We start from the raw sequence: 13,977 nt of genomic DNA, 5'->3' as shown, positions 1-13,977 counted from the left end.
CGGATCCGAACTAAACGCTGCGTAGACTCACTGACGTCAGGAAAGGAAATACCGTGGCTAGCTCCCGCCGACAGCCTCGATCGCGCCCGGAGACTTTGCTCCGTCGGCGCGAGATCCTCGATGCCGCGATCGACATCTTCGGATCAAAAGGCTTCACGGGGGGCACCCTGCAGGACATTGCCGACCAGGTTGGGATGACGCACGCGGGAATCCTGCATCATTTCGGCTCGAAGGATCAACTGCTTCTCGAGGTGCTCGCGCACCGGGACGAGACCGACGTCGCGCATCTGGAAGGGAAGCACATCCCCGACGGGCTCGCGCTGTTTCGCCACCTCGTCATGACGGCGTTTCTCAACGCTCAGCGTGGCGGCATCGTTCAGGCGTACGCGGTTCTCTCTGCCGAGTCGGTGACCGACGACCACCCCGGTCGCGAATTCTTCCAGAGGCGATACACCACCCTGCGAAGCGAGGTGTCCCACGCTTTCCGCGTCGTGTGCACCGAGCAGGGGGTCGACAACGAATCGAACATCGATGACGCGGCGGCCGCGATTCTTGCCGTGATGGACGGAATGCAGGTGCAGTGGCTTCTCGACCCGACCGCGGTCGATCTGGGTCGCGCTTCGGAGTTCGCCATCGAGGCGATCCTCGCGGGGATCCTGCGCCCACAACCGTCGGTGCTCATCGAACCGGCCCACAGCCCCTAAAGGAGCCGTGGGCCCGCTTCACTTCTACTCGGTGACCTTGACGTCTTTCCAGAAGGCCACGTAGCCCGAGAAGTCTTTGCCGACGCGGTCGAAAGCGGTCTGGTGCGGGGTGGGGTAGCTGAACGCGCGGTCCTGCAGCAGCGTTTCGCCCTGCTTCACCGAGAAGTACTGGGCATCGCCCTTCCACGGGCAGGTGTACGGCGTTCCGCTCTCGACGAGGTGTTCGCTGTTCACGCTCGACGGCGGGAAGTACCAGTTGCCCTCGATGGAGATGAGATCTTCTTTAGGTGCTTCGGCGATGATGGTGTCGCCCAGTATTGCCTTCATGATGCCCTTCGTGGATCGGTCAATGTCTCTGCTGCAACGCGACCACGGCGGCCAGCATTCCCTCCGGACATCGAAGTCAAGGCCCTGCCAGCCGATTGCCAGCGACCCCACAATGGTCTGATGCGCATCCTTCTCAAGCTTGAACTCGACTGTGCAGCGGATGCCGCGTGGCGCGCGATCCGCAGCCCCGCCGTGTTCCGTGCGGTCTCTGGTCCCTTCACCACCTTCGACTCGCTCGAACCCGGCGGCTTCCCCGACACGTGGACGGAGGGCCTGCACCTCGTGCGCGCCAAGGCCTTCGGGGCCGCCGTGATCGGCGAGCAGACCATCGATCTGACCTTCCGGGAGCGCGACGGCGTGCGCTCTGTGCGCGACACCGGCCGCGGCCTGTCAGGGCCGCTCTCCGCGGTGACGCGGTGGGAGCACACCATGGCGGTCTCCGCGCTGCCGGGGGCACGCACGCTCTACCGCGATCAGCTCATCGTGGAGGCTGGGGCACTCACCCCGGTGCTGTGGATCGGTTTCTGGGCGTTCTGGCAGTGGCGTGGCATCCAGCTGAAGCGACTCTCGCGCGACTGGAAGTAGCCGTCAGCTGAAGGGCTGCCGAAGCACGGTTCTGAGTTTTTCCGGCGCGGCCCGGCGTGGGTCGCCGAGGTAGATCTCGTGATGACGACCGCGCAGCGCGTATCCGTTGGCGGCGATCCAGTCGTGCATTCGGGCGATCGCAGGCCCCTCATCGTCGTAGCTGCCCACGTGCATGAGCTGCGCCGAGGTGCCCTCAGCAAGCGTGATGAACTGTACGTCCGCGAGCGCCACCAGCTTTTTCTTCTCCGCCTTCGCGAGAGCCAGCGCCCGCACCTCTTCGGTCAACCACCCGGGTTGGCGGATCATCATCGTCCACGACCATTCGCTCTTCGACCGATCGGTGAACGATTCCATCCGATCGGAATGCCAGAGCCCTTCGAGCGGACCGACCACGTAGTCGCGGTCGAGGGAAGCTTTGGAGGCGAACTTCGCGGCGTAGGAGAGTGAGTAGAGCGCCTCGAGCGCTGCGACGTAGTGCTGGCTCGAGTTCGGGTCGCCCACACCGTCGACGGCCAGGAATTCGAACGCAGGAACGTCGACCGCCACGACCTCCCGCGGCGGCGCGTACAGGTCTCTGCGCTCTCGGCGAAAGTCACCCTTTTCCACGGTGGAAGTCAAGCATGAGGCGCCGACAGCGGTCTAGCGTGGGGATATGACCGCCCTTGAAGTCGCCGACTGGCGCCGCCGCGTGTTCGCGATGTATGCCGCTGTGCGCGAATCCACCGACCTGTTTGCAGCCCACGACCTGTGGCGGCGTGAGCGCGATGACCTGTTCGCGCACCATCCTGCGACTCCGCTGCTGCCGGAAGACCTGGCCAATTTCACCGGGCTGCCGGTCACGCCGTACAACCCAGACTGGAGGTTCGAGGTCGCGCTCACCCCCGCCGAGGAACGGCGGATGGAGGTCGAGACCGGCACCGACGGCGTCGTGCCGTTCGACCTCATCGGCGTCGCCGATGTGCCCGGCGTCGGCCCGCTGGACGTGTGGCGTCTCGCCTCGTACGGCGGCGGCATCTTCATTCCGGTGAAGGACGCCCTGGCCGGGGCCCGCGGAGGCACCTACGGCGGCGGCCGCTACCTGCTCGACACCGTCAAGGGGGCAGACCTCGGCGCCGGCGGCAGCCCGGACTCTCTCGTGCTCGACTTCAACTTCGCCTACAACCCGTCCTGCGCCTATGACCCGATGTGGGCGTGCCCCCTGGCCCAGCCGGGCAACACTGTGGCCGTGGAGATTCCCGCCGGTGAGCGGTATTCCGGGTCTCATTAGGCCGTCTGCTACGCTGGGGTTACTTGTGAAACCACGACGGTTTCCCTGCGTCGTAGAACGCTTCCTCTTCTCCCCGGTTCAATCCGGGTTGTAGATACTTTCACGGCGAACGGATGTGGCCAAAGCCACCTTCGCCATTCAGCACCACTTCCAGCTTCATCCGGATAAGTGCGTGCATCCTGATGCCCCGAAAGGCACTCGAACCCCGTATGTCAGAAAATACCTTCAGCACGCTTGGCGTGCCGCCCCGTCTCGTCACTGCGCTCACCGCCAGCGGCATCCTGGAGCCGTTCCCCATTCAGCTCGACACCCTCCCCGACACCCTGGCTGGCCGCGATGTGCTCGGCCGCGGTAAGACGGGCTCGGGCAAGACCCTCGCCTTCTCCATCCCGATGGTCGCCCGCCTCGGCGGCGCTCTCGCCGGTGGCAAGCGCCGCCCCGGACGCCCGCTCGGTCTGGTGCTCGCACCGACCCGTGAGCTGGCGACCCAGATCACCGTAGCCATGGAGCCCCTCGCGACCGCCAACGGCCTCAACATCACCACGATCTTCGGTGGCGTGTCACAGCAGCGCCAGGTCGCCGCCCTCAAGGCCGGCGTCGACATCGTCGTTGCCTGCCCCGGCCGTCTCGAAGACCTCATGAAGCAGGGCTTCGTGCAGCTCGACGCCATCGAGGTCACCGTGCTCGACGAGGCCGACCACATGGCCGACCTCGGATTCCTGCCCGTCGTCACCCGCATCATGGACAAGACCCCGCAGAGCGGACAGCGGATGCTGTTCAGCGCCACGCTCGACAATGGCGTTGACAAGCTCGTGCGCCGCTACCTCCACAACGAGGTGCTGCACTCGGTCGACGAGGCCAACTCGCACGTCGCCGCGATGACGCACCACGTCTTCGAGGTTGCCGGGGTTGACGAGAAGAACGAGCTCATCAAGAAGCTCGCCTCAGGCACGGGCCGTCGCATCCTGTTCATGCGCACCAAGCACCACGCGAAGAAGCTCGCGAAGCAGCTCACCGACTCGGGCATCCCCTCGGTGGATCTGCACGGAAACCTCTCGCAGGTCGCTCGTGACCGTAACCTCGCATCGTTCGCTTCGGGCGAGACCCGCGTTCTCGTGGCCACCGACGTCGCCGCTCGTGGCGTGCACGTCGATGACATCGAGCTCGTGATTCACGTTGACCCGCCGGCTGAGCACAAGGCGTACCTGCACCGCTCAGGCCGCACGGCCCGCGCCGGCAAGGAGGGCGAGGTCGTCACGATCGTGCTGCCCGCCCAGCGTAAAGACACCGCAGCGCTGCTGCGCAAGGCGCAGATCACCGTCACTCCGCAGCACGTCACCGCAGCTTCGGCGTCGGTAACCGCGCTGGTCGGGGATGTCGCGGCCTACGTGACGCCGGCACCTCGTGCCGCGATGCCAGCCCATGGCCAGTCGCAGGGTGGACGCTCGCAGGGCGCCAACGCTCTGCGCAAGCGCGCCAACCGCGACGGCGCACCCGCCCGTGATGGCGCTCCGCGTCGTGACCGCTCGGGCCGTCCGGCCCAGGCCGCCGGTGGCCGCGGTTCGGGCCGCCCAGCGGTCGCTGGCGAGCGCCGCGGAGGCGAGCAGCGCAGCGACCAGCGTTCGGCCCAGCCGCACGCGCAGTCGTCTCACGCACAGCCCGCTCGCGCCCCGCGCGAAGAGCAGGCACCGTCGCGTCCGCGCGGCGGCAACGGCCGCGCCCAGGCTGCGGGCGGGCCCATCCGCGTCGGCCAGGTCGTTCGCCCGAACGCCGGTGGCGGACAACGCCGCGGTCGCTGACTTTCAGCATCGAAACGCCGCCCGAACTCAGGTTCGGGCGGCGTTTCAGCGTTAAGCGACCCTCCGGGGTGGAGCGGAAGCCGCGCTGCCGCGTGCCTACATGGCACCGAGCTCGTAGATGCGCGTGCTGTGGATCATGGGTAGTCCCTCGAGGAGGGCCTCGGCGGCATCCATGTCTTCGGCGTTGACGATCGTGTAGCCGGTCATCGGTACGCCCGAAAAATCGAGCTCGACACTCGTTCCGTCTTTGCTGACTTCGCGGCCGGCCGCGAACGGATGACCCCTCTCGACGGTGTGGGGAGCAATGTTCTCGAACCAGGCCATCCAACCTGCGCCGATTTCGGCGGTGGGTGGCACGAATCCCTGGTGCAACAGAATGAACTTCTTCATGATGACTCCTTCTGTGTTCGCTGCTCCGGCTCGAGCGAGCCGAATGACACCGTCCGGTCGTCAGCCGCCGAAGGGCACCGCCGTGAGGATGCCGCCACTGACGTTTTTACCGCTTGCCGTCGTGTACGCGAAGGAATCACCGGGGTACTTTCCGACGATGCTCAACCCAAGGGGAGTGGACGGCGAGTACACATCGAGGTCGAGATCGTCCTGGCCGCTGGCGAGGTCGCGCTGGGCGAGCAGGAAGCTCGTCGGCTCGTCGTCACCCGCGAACAGGACGGAGATGACCATTCCGGGTTCGACGAGCCCGTCATCCGGTTTGTTGCTCACCTCGGCGCGACGCAGGATGTTCTTCACCTCAATGATTCGGGCGTCATTGCCTGCATGGTCGCTGGGCGCTGCCTGAAGACGCTCAAGCTCAGCTTGGAGGCGGTCGAAGCTGGCGTGCGTGAGCCAAAGAGTGTCGTTGGATTCAGTCGACATGTGCGTCTCCCTTGAACGAAGATAAACACTCAGCTTACGCTGCGAACACCAATGTCACACGAAGACCCTGCCACGCGTCACTCGGCTTCGGGCGACGCTTTCGCGCCAACGGCGGCGGTCGGCGGAGTGCATTCAAACGTTCTGGCAACTCAGCACATTTGCTAGGGCTCGCAACTAATGTGCTGAGTTACCAGAGGCAATTGCAGACCGGCCTCGGCAGTTCAGAGCTCCTCGAGCATCTCGTCGGTCTTGATCTACTTAACACTGTTAAGTAGAGTGACGGTGTGGTGAAAACCGGAACCCTCCCAGCCAAGGACGTGCGCAGCGCGATCCTGACGGAGGCGACCCGGCTTTTCAAAGAGAACGGCGTCGACGGCATCTCCATGCGCCAGATTGCCGACGCGATCGGGTATTCCGCCACGACCATCTACCTGCACTTCACGGACAAGAATCACCTCATGTACGCCGTGTGCGAGGCGGGCTTCGCTGAGTTCGGGGAATCCCTGGGGGCGGCGGCATCCAGCACGAGCGACCCGCTGGAGCAACTGCGCGCGGTGGGTCGCGCCTACGTGGAGTTCGGCCTCACTCATCCACTCCACTATGACGTCATGTTCATTCGCCCCAGGGCGTGGGCCATCGGTCGGCTCGTCGACGAGATCGAGGGTGCCGACCGTCCGGAGCCGGAGTCATTCGTCGCCCTCATCACGCTGGTCGCCGTCGCGATGAAATCGGGCGCGCTTCGCTCGAGCGATCCTCGGGAAGCGGCGGCGATTCTCTGGTCCGGCATGCATGGCGTGGTATCACTGTCCATCAGCCTGGGCGACCAGATCGACGCATTCGAGCCCGATGAGGTGCGCCGCAGGGCCGCGACGATCACAGAAGCGATCCTGACGGAACTCGGCTGAGCACCGCCTCTCTTTTTTTGGCCGTCACTTAACACTGTTATCCCATCCACCCGCCACAACAGAGAGAGAAGATCATGACCGAAACCCACGTGGTACTCGGCACCGGAGGCGTCGGAACTGCCCTCGCAACCGCACTTGTCGCCCGCGGCAGGTCCGTACGGTCAGTCAACCGCTCCGGCGAGCGCGGCATCCTTCCCGCCGCCGTCGAAGTCATTGCGGGCGACGTCAGCGACCCCGCCTTCGCGGCCTCGGCAACCCGGGGCGCTGCCGTCACGTATCAGGTCACGCAACCCAGGTACACGCGCTGGGAGGAGGAGTTCCCCGCACTTCAGGCCGCCGTGCTCGACGCGTGCGCCACCAACGGCTCCCGCCTGGTTCTGGCCGACAACCTGTACATGTATGGCGATGCCGACGGCGCCACCATCACCGAAGACTCCCCTCAACACCCGCACACGAAGAAGGGGCGCGTCCGCAAGGCCATGGCGGATGCCGCTCTCGCCGCTCACGCCGAAGGGCGCCTCGAGGTGGCCATCAGTCGCCCATCCAACTACTTCGGCCCCGGGTACGCACTGATGCAGAACATGGTGTTTGCCAAGGCGATCGCCGGTGGCCCGATGCAATGGCTTGGAGCCAAGGATCAGCCGCATTCCTTCAGCTTCGTACCCGACGTCGGGCGGGCGATGGCAGACCTCGGCACGAGCGACGACGCGTGGGGCCAGGTGTGGATCCCGCCCGTCACCCACCCCATTACTGTGGCCGAGTTCTCCCAGCAGATCTGGGAGGCCGCTGGCCAGACCGGACGCGCCAAGGTGCAGGCCATCAACGGGTTTGGGCTGAAAGCACTCGCGCTCGTCATGCCGATGCTGAAGGAGTCGCTCGAGATGATGTACGAGTTCGAGAAGCCGTGGACCGTCAGTTCCGCGAAGTTCGAGGCCCGGTTCGGCTGGTCGGCGACTCCGCTCGCGCAGACGATCGCCGAGTCCCTCGCTGCGGCGAGGTAGCCATTCGGTCACACTCAGGCGCCGACATCCGTCACTCTTTAATGAGACCACGATTGAAGGTGTGACCCGCATGGACGAGACGGCAGTTTTCGAGCAGGAACGCCCGAGGTTGGTGCGAATCGCCGGGAGGATTCTGCGCGACCATGCTGAGGCCGAGGACATCGTGCAGCAGGCATGGCTGCGCCTGCACTCCACCGAGACCGACATCGAGAACCTGCCCGGCTGGCTGACAACCGTCACGACCCGGCTCTGTTTGGACAGGCTGCGCGCAACGAAGGCGATTCCCGTTGCAGATCTGGCGCCGGCTTCGCCCACCGCGGACCCCGCCGAAGACCTCGCGCTGGCCGACACGGTCGGGATTGCCCTTCAGGTGGTTCTGGACCGCCTGTCCCCCAACGAGCGGGTGGCCTTCGTGCTTCACGACAGCTTCGGCATCGACTTCCCCACCATCGCCGCGATCCTGGGCACCACACCCGCCGCGTCGCGCAAGCTTGCCTCGCGTGCTCGCGGCAAGGTGGTTCCTTACGACGTCGAGCGCGGCAGAGCGGATTGGGAGATTGTCGATGCGTTCCTTCTGGCCGCGCGGGAGGGCGACTTCGAGCAGCTGCTGGAACTGCTGGCGCCCGGGGTCGTGGTCGCCGGTGATGAGGCGGCCATTTCGGCTGGCACTCCGGCCCGGATTGCGGGTCGCACAGCGGTGGCGTCGATGTTCAACGGCGCGGCGAAGGCCGCCGTGCCTGTGTTCATTGACGGCCGCCCGGGAGCTGCGTGGTTCCAGCAAGGCTCCCCGCGGGTCGCGTTCGACTTCACGGTCGTGGACGGCGCTGTGCATCGGATCGACTTTCGCGGCGATCAAAAACTTCTGGATCGCATTGTTCGCCGGAAGACGGTCACAATTGCTGGAGATCAACCGTCAATCAAGTAGCGGCCTCACATGGAGGCACGCGTGACCTGTGAGGATCCGAGACGATGAAAACAATGACCTGCCTCCAGCTGGGTGGTCCGTGCGAACTAGCCCTGCGTGGTGAAACTGCTGACGACGTGATCAAGGCCCAGGATCGCCACCTCAAGGAAGCAGTGAAGTCGGGAGACGCCACCCACGAGGAGGCTCGCAACGAAATGAAGGGTCGCTGGAAGCATCCGAAGCAGTCGATGCAGTGGTACTCCGCCACCAAGCAGGCATTTGCCGAGCTACCGGAGGACTGACGCACAACCGCGGGCCTGCGCCGGATGCCGCGACCCGGCTACGCGTTGCGGTAGCTGGCGCGGAGCTGCTCCCAGCGCGGGCGCCACTCGACGGGCGCAGCACCGGCATGGTCCGCCTGAAGCTGATCGACTTGAGCATGCCATCCCGCGACGTAGGATTCGAGGTCGTCGGTGGGCAGTCCGCGCTCCTCGATGGTGAGCTGCGTTCCGCCATCAACCGGCAGCAGCAGTGCGGTCACCGTGGTTTCAGGTTCGGTCTCATCGATGAGGGTGAGGCGGATCATCCGTGTCGGTTCGCATTCGTCCATCCGGATGATGCCGCTCCATCCGGTGGTGAGCGACGCGTCGTAGGTCGCGGCGTCATCGCTTCGGGGCCGGATGTCTCCGAACCACCGCGCGAGTCGCTCGGGCGCAGTGATCGCCTCCCACAAGTCGACCGCGGGGGTCGGATACTCGGTCACGACCGTCACGACACCGACACCGTCGTCAACGCGGGTGGTGCCTCGCACGGGGGTGGGAATCATGATGCCTCCCTGGATTTGACCTCGCCGGCGATGGCACGGTTCCGCTTGCCGCGCGCCACTTCTGTTTGGAGGGCATCCAGCCGCTGTGTCCATAGTCCGCGACGGACCTGCAACCACTCCTCAAGAGCGGCAAGCGGCGCCAGATCCAGGCTGTAGATGCGGAACTGCGCATCGGCATCTACTGTGACGAGTCCGGCCGCACGCAATACCCGCAAGTGCCGGGAAACGCCGGGTCTGGCGATCGGCAACAGACCAGCGAGTTGAGTCACCGACGCTGGACCCTCGCTCAAACGATCAACGATCTGGCGCCGATGTGGGTCGCTCAGTGCGTGAAATATCTCATCCATTTTTTGATGGTACCTGAATGGGTACGTACCCGCAAGGGTACTGATTCATCGGCCCACAGCAGGTTGGGTGGATCGCGTCCGCCGAGAACTCGACCGGCAGCACGCACATGCATGCGGATGCTGGCGCCCGCAGAATCACCGGGACGACCGACACCACCAACGCACCCATGGCGGCGGCATTCCTTCGCGGCGGCTACCAGGTCACCAAGGCGCGCGTCGTGGTCAGCGCACCCTGAACGGTAGCCGCGACGTAAACTCGGCCTATGTCCGTCAGCGAAGCAACGCAGTTTCTGGAGCGGCCGCTACTCACTTCCCCCGGCCAGCCCCTGCGCGTTGCGGTGTATTCCCGAATCTCCCAGGCCATCCGCTCCGGGTCGCTGTCGTCGGGAGCGTTGCTGCCCCGCGAGACCGAGCTCGGCACAGCACTCGGAGTGAGCCGGACCGTGGTGCGGGAGGCCATGCTCCTGCTTGAGGAGGATGGACTCGTCGTCACCAAGCGCGGTATCGGACGTTTCGTGGCCGAAACCCTCCCGAAGGACGACACAGAAGAATTCACGTCGCTCGAAGCACTGCTGGCAGAGTCGGGTTCGCTGGTGGAGACGACGCTGCTCGAGTTCACGCTTCAGGAGACGACCGATTTTGTGTCAGACCACCTGGGTTCCTCCGTGGGAGGCACGTTCTGGTTCCGCGAGTGCGTGGTGTCACGCGACGGGCAGCCGCTCGCGCTCGTGCAGGAGTATGTGCCCGACGAGCAGCGGCTCAGAGGCATCCATGCGGACGCGGCCGCGCAGCTGAGCGCTGCCGCTGCCGAGTCATCCACGTTGCTTCAGGCACTCAACCGACGACTCGGGAACGTGCTCACCGCCGGGGTGAGCTGGGTTGCGGCGAGCGCGGCTGGTCCGACCCGCGCCGCTCATCTCGCCACGAAGGCCGGCGACCCGCTGCTCGTGCTCACCCAGACGGCCCACGTGGGTGGTGTTCCGGTGTACATCTCGAAATGTGCGCTGCCACCAGCATTCGGTCACCTCGCCGTCATGCCGTGGCAACCCGCCTAGCGCCAGCCCGTCGACGCTCGGTCAGCGCGTCCACCACCGCCAGCGCGATCAATACCACCGCGAGACCGACCGTTACGGCGTAGCCTGCGCCTGGGCCGCTCTGCTCGACCAGTACCCCACAGACGGCCGTCGCGAGCGCCTGCCCCACCACGAGCGAACTCTGCAGCGTCGTCATCACCATCGTCGACCGTCCGGCTGGTGCAGTCCTGTTGCCGAGGCTGAAAAGCGTGACGAGTACGGCGCCGACCTCCGCGCCCGCGAGCAGCAGTCCCGCCAGCACGGCTCCCAGGGGTGCCGCCAGCGCGAGGGCCAGGGCTCCCGCCAGCGCGAGCACGGCGAAGAACAGCCAGCGACGCCCCAGGGTCACCCGGGCCGGCAGCGCTGCCACGGCGATCGCGATCGCGATGGCGCCGACGCTCATCGCCCCATAGATGATTCCGGTCTGCTCACCAGCGTTACGCTCGCTCATGTATCCGGTCAACGCGGTGAGGATGGATCCGAACATCCCCCCGACGGCGAGCATGGCCAATGCGAGCAGCAGCACTCGTCTCGGCAGCCGCCCTCCTCGGTCGTGCGCCGCCGCATGCGTGACGACACGCGCCGACGGATGCACGGCGAACGCCACGACGATAGTGGCCGTGATCACCACTCCGATGACCAGCGGTGCCCATGGTGCAATGAGCGTCGTTAGCAGCCCCACCAGGACGGGCCCGATGACGAAGGACGTTTCATCCATCACCGACTCGTAGCTCATCACCAACGAAATTGCGCGCGCCCGCCGCCGCGGGGATCGCGCGGTCGCAGCGAACTGGGCCAGGCGCGACCGGGAAAACGGCGCGACCTGCGGCATGGTCGCCCCCACCCCGAAGGCGAGAGCCACCACCGCGAGTGTGGAGGCGTCCGTCGCGACGAGGGCCAGTTCGACGGCCACCGCGAGAATGCTCATGCCGCTCATCACGAGCAACACGACGCGCTGTCCGTAGCGATCAGCAAGCGATCCCGCGAGTGGCCCGAGCGCGGCGGTGCCGAGACCCGCGAGGGCCGCAGCCAGGCCCGCCTCGGCGATGGAACCCCGTGCCGTGCTGATGAGGGTCAGCATCCCGACGATCATCATGGCGAAAGGCAGCCGGCCAATGAACGCGATCGGGAAGTAGCCCCACCCGGTCAGGGTGGCGAAAGCGGTGAGATCGGTGAGCAGGGCAGCCTTGGGGGTGCCCTGCTCACCGACCAGATCGTCAGTAACGATCAGCTCTTGGGAGAGGAGGGCGAGTCAACGACGAAGGCGCCGGAGATGATGTCGGCCTTCAACTTCTCCACCTCATCGAGCAGCGCCGCATCGAGCTTCGACTCCCAGTCGTGCGTCGGTGCGATGCCCACACCATCGTTCTCGAGGGTGCCGATGTACGGCGCGTTGCTGAACTTGCCGTCCGCGGCGGCGAGGGTGACCTCATTCGCAGCCGTCGTCAGGTTCTTCAGCACCGAGGTGAGGTAGTACTCCTTGTACTCGGGCGCAGACACGAACGCATCGGAGTTGACGCCGATGATGGCGCCGTCGATCGAGCGGTCTTTGAATGCTTCGATGGACGACTTGAAGAGGGTGCCAGCTACCGGCATGACGATGTCGACGTTTTGGTCGATGAGGCCCTCCGTGAGGATTTTCGCCTGGTTCTGGTCGTCGAAGCTGCCGACGAACAGACCATCCTGCGCCTCCTTGTCCCAGCCGATGAGCTTCACGCTCGCCGAATGCACCGTGTTGTACTCGGCGATTCCGTCAGCGAAGCCGTCCATGAAGACCGTGACCGAGGGGAACGGCATGCCGCCGTAGGTTCCGACGACCCCCGTCTTCGTCGCTCCCGCGGCGAGGTATCCCGCAAGTACGGAGGCCTGGGCCGTGTCAAACAGCACCGGCTTCACGTTGTCGAGCTCGAGTGGACTGAAGTCGTCGTTGCTCACCCTGCTGTCGATGAGGGCGAAGTTCACATCGGTGTCGACCTGAGCCGCATCCCGCGTGGCAGACGCGAGTGCGAAACCGACGGTGACGATGAGGTCGCACCCCTCGTCGATGAGCGCGCCAATGTTGCCCGAATACTGGTCTTCAGAGGCGGATTCGGTGGCTTTGACCTCGACCCCAAGGCTGTCAGCTGCCTCCTTCACCCCGTTGTAGGTGAGTTCGTTGAAGTCTTTGTCGTCGAAGCCGGTGAGGTCTGACACCGCGCATGGCACGAAGTCAGAGGTTGCTGCTCCCGAGGGCTCGCTGGTGGTGGGGGCCGAGCCGCAGCCGCTCAGGACGAGGGCCGAAATGGCCCCCAGCGCGAGCAGAGGGATGACCGATGTGCGTCGTTGCATTGCTGTCTCCGTTTCGTTGCCGTGGTGATGCGAGGGTGTTGATGGTGCGTGGGTCATGCTGCGGACGAGCTGTCCAGTTTTGCCGAAAGGGCAGTACGGGTGGAAGGGTCGAGGAAAGCGGCATCCACGCTGGTGCGGTCGAGCGCGTGGAGGTCTGACGGCGAGAATCCGAGCTGATCCCGCAGTACGGCACGCTCCCCGGACAGATCGCTTCCCGTCTGCATAGGGTTGTCGTCGCCAAGCGCGAGACGCACCCCAGCGTCACGGAAGGCGGGGGCTGGATGCTGCGCGATGTCGGCAATGGCGCCGGTGTACCAGTTGGACGTGGGGCAGATCTCAACCACGATCGCCTCGCCGGCGATGAAGCGCAGCACATCGGCGTCGGCAAGGATGTGGGCTCCGTGGCCGATGCGCGTCGCTCCGAGCACCTCGACGGCTTCGCGCGCTGCAGCACCCGGCGCGGCTTCCGCCGCGTGGCAGGTGATCCCGAGCCCGGCGGCCCGCGCCAGGTCGAACGCTCGCCGGTGTGGCGCCAGCGCGGGGAACAGCAGCTCATCGCCCGCGAGGTCGAAGCCGACGACGCCGGCCCCCGCCCAGCGAGCGGCGGCCCGGGCGACCGCGAGATTCGTGACCTCGTCGTGGTGGCGGAGTGCCGCGACGACGGCTCCGCTCGGCATGCCCGTATCGTCGGACGCCTCCCGCATGCCGTCAACCACCGCCTGGATGACGGCATCGATGCCGGCCTCATCCTCGGCATGGGTTGCCGGGCCAAAGCGCAGCTCGAGGTAGTCGAGACCTGCGGCCGCGGCATCCTCGACGGCCTCCCGCGCAATGCGGCGCGTGGCGTCGATCGAGCGGAAGAAGGGGTACGTCGACGCGACTTTCGCCAAATACACGGTGAGATCTGCCGGGCCATCGAGGCGGATGGCGCGCTCCCAGCCGCCCTCCGGCTCCGGCACCCCACCGGCAGCGGCAAGCTCGGCGGCCGTCGACGGCCGCACTCTGCCCTCGAGGTGGCAGTGCAGGTCGACGAGCATG

Annotated in this window: 19 protein-coding genes; 10 read left to right on the top strand and 9 right to left on the bottom strand. The window is 65.7% G+C overall.

Annotated features, from left to right (window positions below):
• Positions 1-53 precede the first annotated feature (53 nt).
• Positions 54-704 carry a TetR/AcrR family transcriptional regulator gene (locus QMG83_RS02595; protein WP_283503805.1) on the top strand — a complete coding sequence of 217 codons (651 nt, stop codon included), beginning with the start codon at positions 54-56 and terminating at the stop codon, positions 702-704.
• Between the two features lie 24 nt (positions 705-728).
• Here the strand turns inward: QMG83_RS02595 and QMG83_RS02590 are convergent, their stop codons facing one another.
• Complete coding sequence (locus tag QMG83_RS02590; RefSeq protein WP_283503804.1) at positions 729-1,031, bottom strand: DUF427 domain-containing protein; 303 nt, start codon at positions 1,029-1,031, stop codon at positions 729-731.
• A 120-nt stretch (positions 1,032-1,151) separates the two neighbouring features.
• Between QMG83_RS02590 and QMG83_RS02585 the strand changes: the two genes are divergently transcribed.
• Entirely contained in the window at positions 1,152-1,616 is a 465-nt protein-coding gene (locus tag QMG83_RS02585; protein ID WP_283503803.1) for a hypothetical protein, read from the top strand.
• A 3-nt stretch (positions 1,617-1,619) separates the two neighbouring features.
• On the opposite strand, the gene QMG83_RS02580 is transcribed toward QMG83_RS02585, so the two are convergent.
• Positions 1,620-2,222: a GyrI-like domain-containing protein gene (locus QMG83_RS02580; protein WP_283503802.1), complete on the bottom strand. Its 603-nt coding sequence runs from the start codon at positions 2,220-2,222 to the stop codon at positions 1,620-1,622.
• A gap of 46 nt (positions 2,223-2,268) precedes the next feature.
• Here QMG83_RS02580 and QMG83_RS02575 point away from each other — a divergent pair, with 46 nt between their 5' ends.
• Positions 2,269-2,883, top strand: a complete 615-nt coding sequence (locus tag QMG83_RS02575) for a DUF1684 domain-containing protein (RefSeq protein WP_283503801.1) — start codon at positions 2,269-2,271, stop codon at positions 2,881-2,883.
• A gap of 209 nt (positions 2,884-3,092) precedes the next feature.
• Positions 3,093-4,682 (top strand): DEAD/DEAH box helicase, encoded by a 1,590-nt coding sequence (locus QMG83_RS02570; RefSeq protein ID WP_283503800.1) that lies wholly within the window; start codon positions 3,093-3,095, stop codon positions 4,680-4,682.
• 96 nt (positions 4,683-4,778) lie between these two features.
• Here the strand turns inward: QMG83_RS02570 and QMG83_RS02565 are convergent, their stop codons facing one another.
• The gene (locus tag QMG83_RS02565; RefSeq protein ID WP_283503799.1) at positions 4,779-5,072 is read right to left on the bottom strand and encodes a hypothetical protein; all 294 of its coding nucleotides are present in this window, start codon (positions 5,070-5,072) and stop codon (positions 4,779-4,781) included.
• 60 nt (positions 5,073-5,132) lie between these two features.
• Entirely contained in the window at positions 5,133-5,555 is a 423-nt protein-coding gene (locus QMG83_RS02560) for a GreA/GreB family elongation factor (protein WP_283503798.1), read from the bottom strand.
• A 284-nt stretch (positions 5,556-5,839) separates the two neighbouring features.
• Between QMG83_RS02560 and QMG83_RS02555 the strand changes: the two genes are divergently transcribed.
• The 4 genes from QMG83_RS02555 to QMG83_RS02540 all read left to right on the top strand — a co-directional run bounded on the left by QMG83_RS02555 (position 5,840) and on the right by QMG83_RS02540 (position 8,667).
• Positions 5,840-6,460, top strand: a complete 621-nt coding sequence (locus QMG83_RS02555; RefSeq protein ID WP_283503797.1) for a TetR/AcrR family transcriptional regulator — start codon at positions 5,840-5,842, stop codon at positions 6,458-6,460.
• Between the two features lie 74 nt (positions 6,461-6,534).
• Entirely contained in the window at positions 6,535-7,461 is a 927-nt protein-coding gene (locus QMG83_RS02550; protein ID WP_283503796.1) for an NAD-dependent epimerase/dehydratase family protein, read from the top strand.
• Between the two features lie 70 nt (positions 7,462-7,531).
• Positions 7,532-8,386: a sigma-70 family RNA polymerase sigma factor gene (locus tag QMG83_RS02545; RefSeq protein ID WP_283503795.1), complete on the top strand. Its 855-nt coding sequence runs from the start codon at positions 7,532-7,534 to the stop codon at positions 8,384-8,386.
• A gap of 44 nt (positions 8,387-8,430) precedes the next feature.
• Positions 8,431-8,667, top strand: coding sequence for a hypothetical protein (locus tag QMG83_RS02540; RefSeq protein ID WP_283503794.1), 237 nt, complete (start codon positions 8,431-8,433; stop codon positions 8,665-8,667).
• Between the two features lie 38 nt (positions 8,668-8,705).
• Here the strand turns inward: QMG83_RS02540 and QMG83_RS02535 are convergent, their stop codons facing one another.
• On the bottom strand, positions 8,706-9,191 hold the full coding sequence (locus QMG83_RS02535) for an SRPBCC domain-containing protein (RefSeq protein WP_283503793.1): 486 nt from the start codon (positions 9,189-9,191) through the stop codon (positions 8,706-8,708).
• Positions 9,188-9,538 carry an ArsR/SmtB family transcription factor gene (locus QMG83_RS02530; protein WP_283503792.1) on the bottom strand — a complete coding sequence of 117 codons (351 nt, stop codon included), beginning with the start codon at positions 9,536-9,538 and terminating at the stop codon, positions 9,188-9,190. Before QMG83_RS02530 ends, QMG83_RS02535 begins: the two co-directional genes overlap by 4 nt.
• Positions 9,539-9,645: 107 nt before the next feature.
• On the opposite strand from QMG83_RS02530, the gene QMG83_RS02525 reads away from it, so the two are divergent.
• Both QMG83_RS02525 and QMG83_RS02520 read left to right on the top strand, forming a co-directional pair.
• On the top strand, positions 9,646-9,774 hold the full coding sequence (locus QMG83_RS02525) for a hypothetical protein (RefSeq protein WP_283503791.1): 129 nt from the start codon (positions 9,646-9,648) through the stop codon (positions 9,772-9,774).
• Between the two features lie 27 nt (positions 9,775-9,801).
• Positions 9,802-10,593 (top strand): GntR family transcriptional regulator, encoded by a 792-nt coding sequence (locus tag QMG83_RS02520; protein WP_283503790.1) that lies wholly within the window; start codon positions 9,802-9,804, stop codon positions 10,591-10,593.
• Here the strand turns inward: QMG83_RS02520 and QMG83_RS02515 are convergent.
• The 3 genes from QMG83_RS02515 to add all read right to left on the bottom strand — a co-directional run bounded on the left by QMG83_RS02515 (position 10,571) and on the right by add (position 13,976).
• Positions 10,571-11,728, bottom strand: coding sequence for an MFS transporter (locus tag QMG83_RS02515; RefSeq protein WP_283504509.1), 1,158 nt, complete (start codon positions 11,726-11,728; stop codon positions 10,571-10,573). The two genes, QMG83_RS02520 and QMG83_RS02515, sit on opposite strands and share 23 nt — an antisense overlap.
• A gap of 110 nt (positions 11,729-11,838) precedes the next feature.
• Positions 11,839-12,939 (bottom strand): BMP family lipoprotein, encoded by a 1,101-nt coding sequence (locus tag QMG83_RS02510; protein ID WP_283503789.1) that lies wholly within the window; start codon positions 12,937-12,939, stop codon positions 11,839-11,841.
• Between the two features lie 53 nt (positions 12,940-12,992).
• Complete coding sequence (gene add / locus QMG83_RS02505) at positions 12,993-13,976, bottom strand: adenosine deaminase (RefSeq protein WP_283503788.1); 984 nt, start codon at positions 13,974-13,976, stop codon at positions 12,993-12,995.
• Position 13,977: the final 1 nt, after the last annotated feature.

Source organism: Salinibacterium sp. G-O1, from assembly GCF_030063305.1.
Taxonomy (GTDB): domain Bacteria; phylum Actinomycetota; class Actinomycetes; order Actinomycetales; family Microbacteriaceae; genus Rhodoglobus.
Note: the sequence above shows the minus strand (reverse complement) of the source record. Positions and strands in the feature narration are given on the sequence as shown.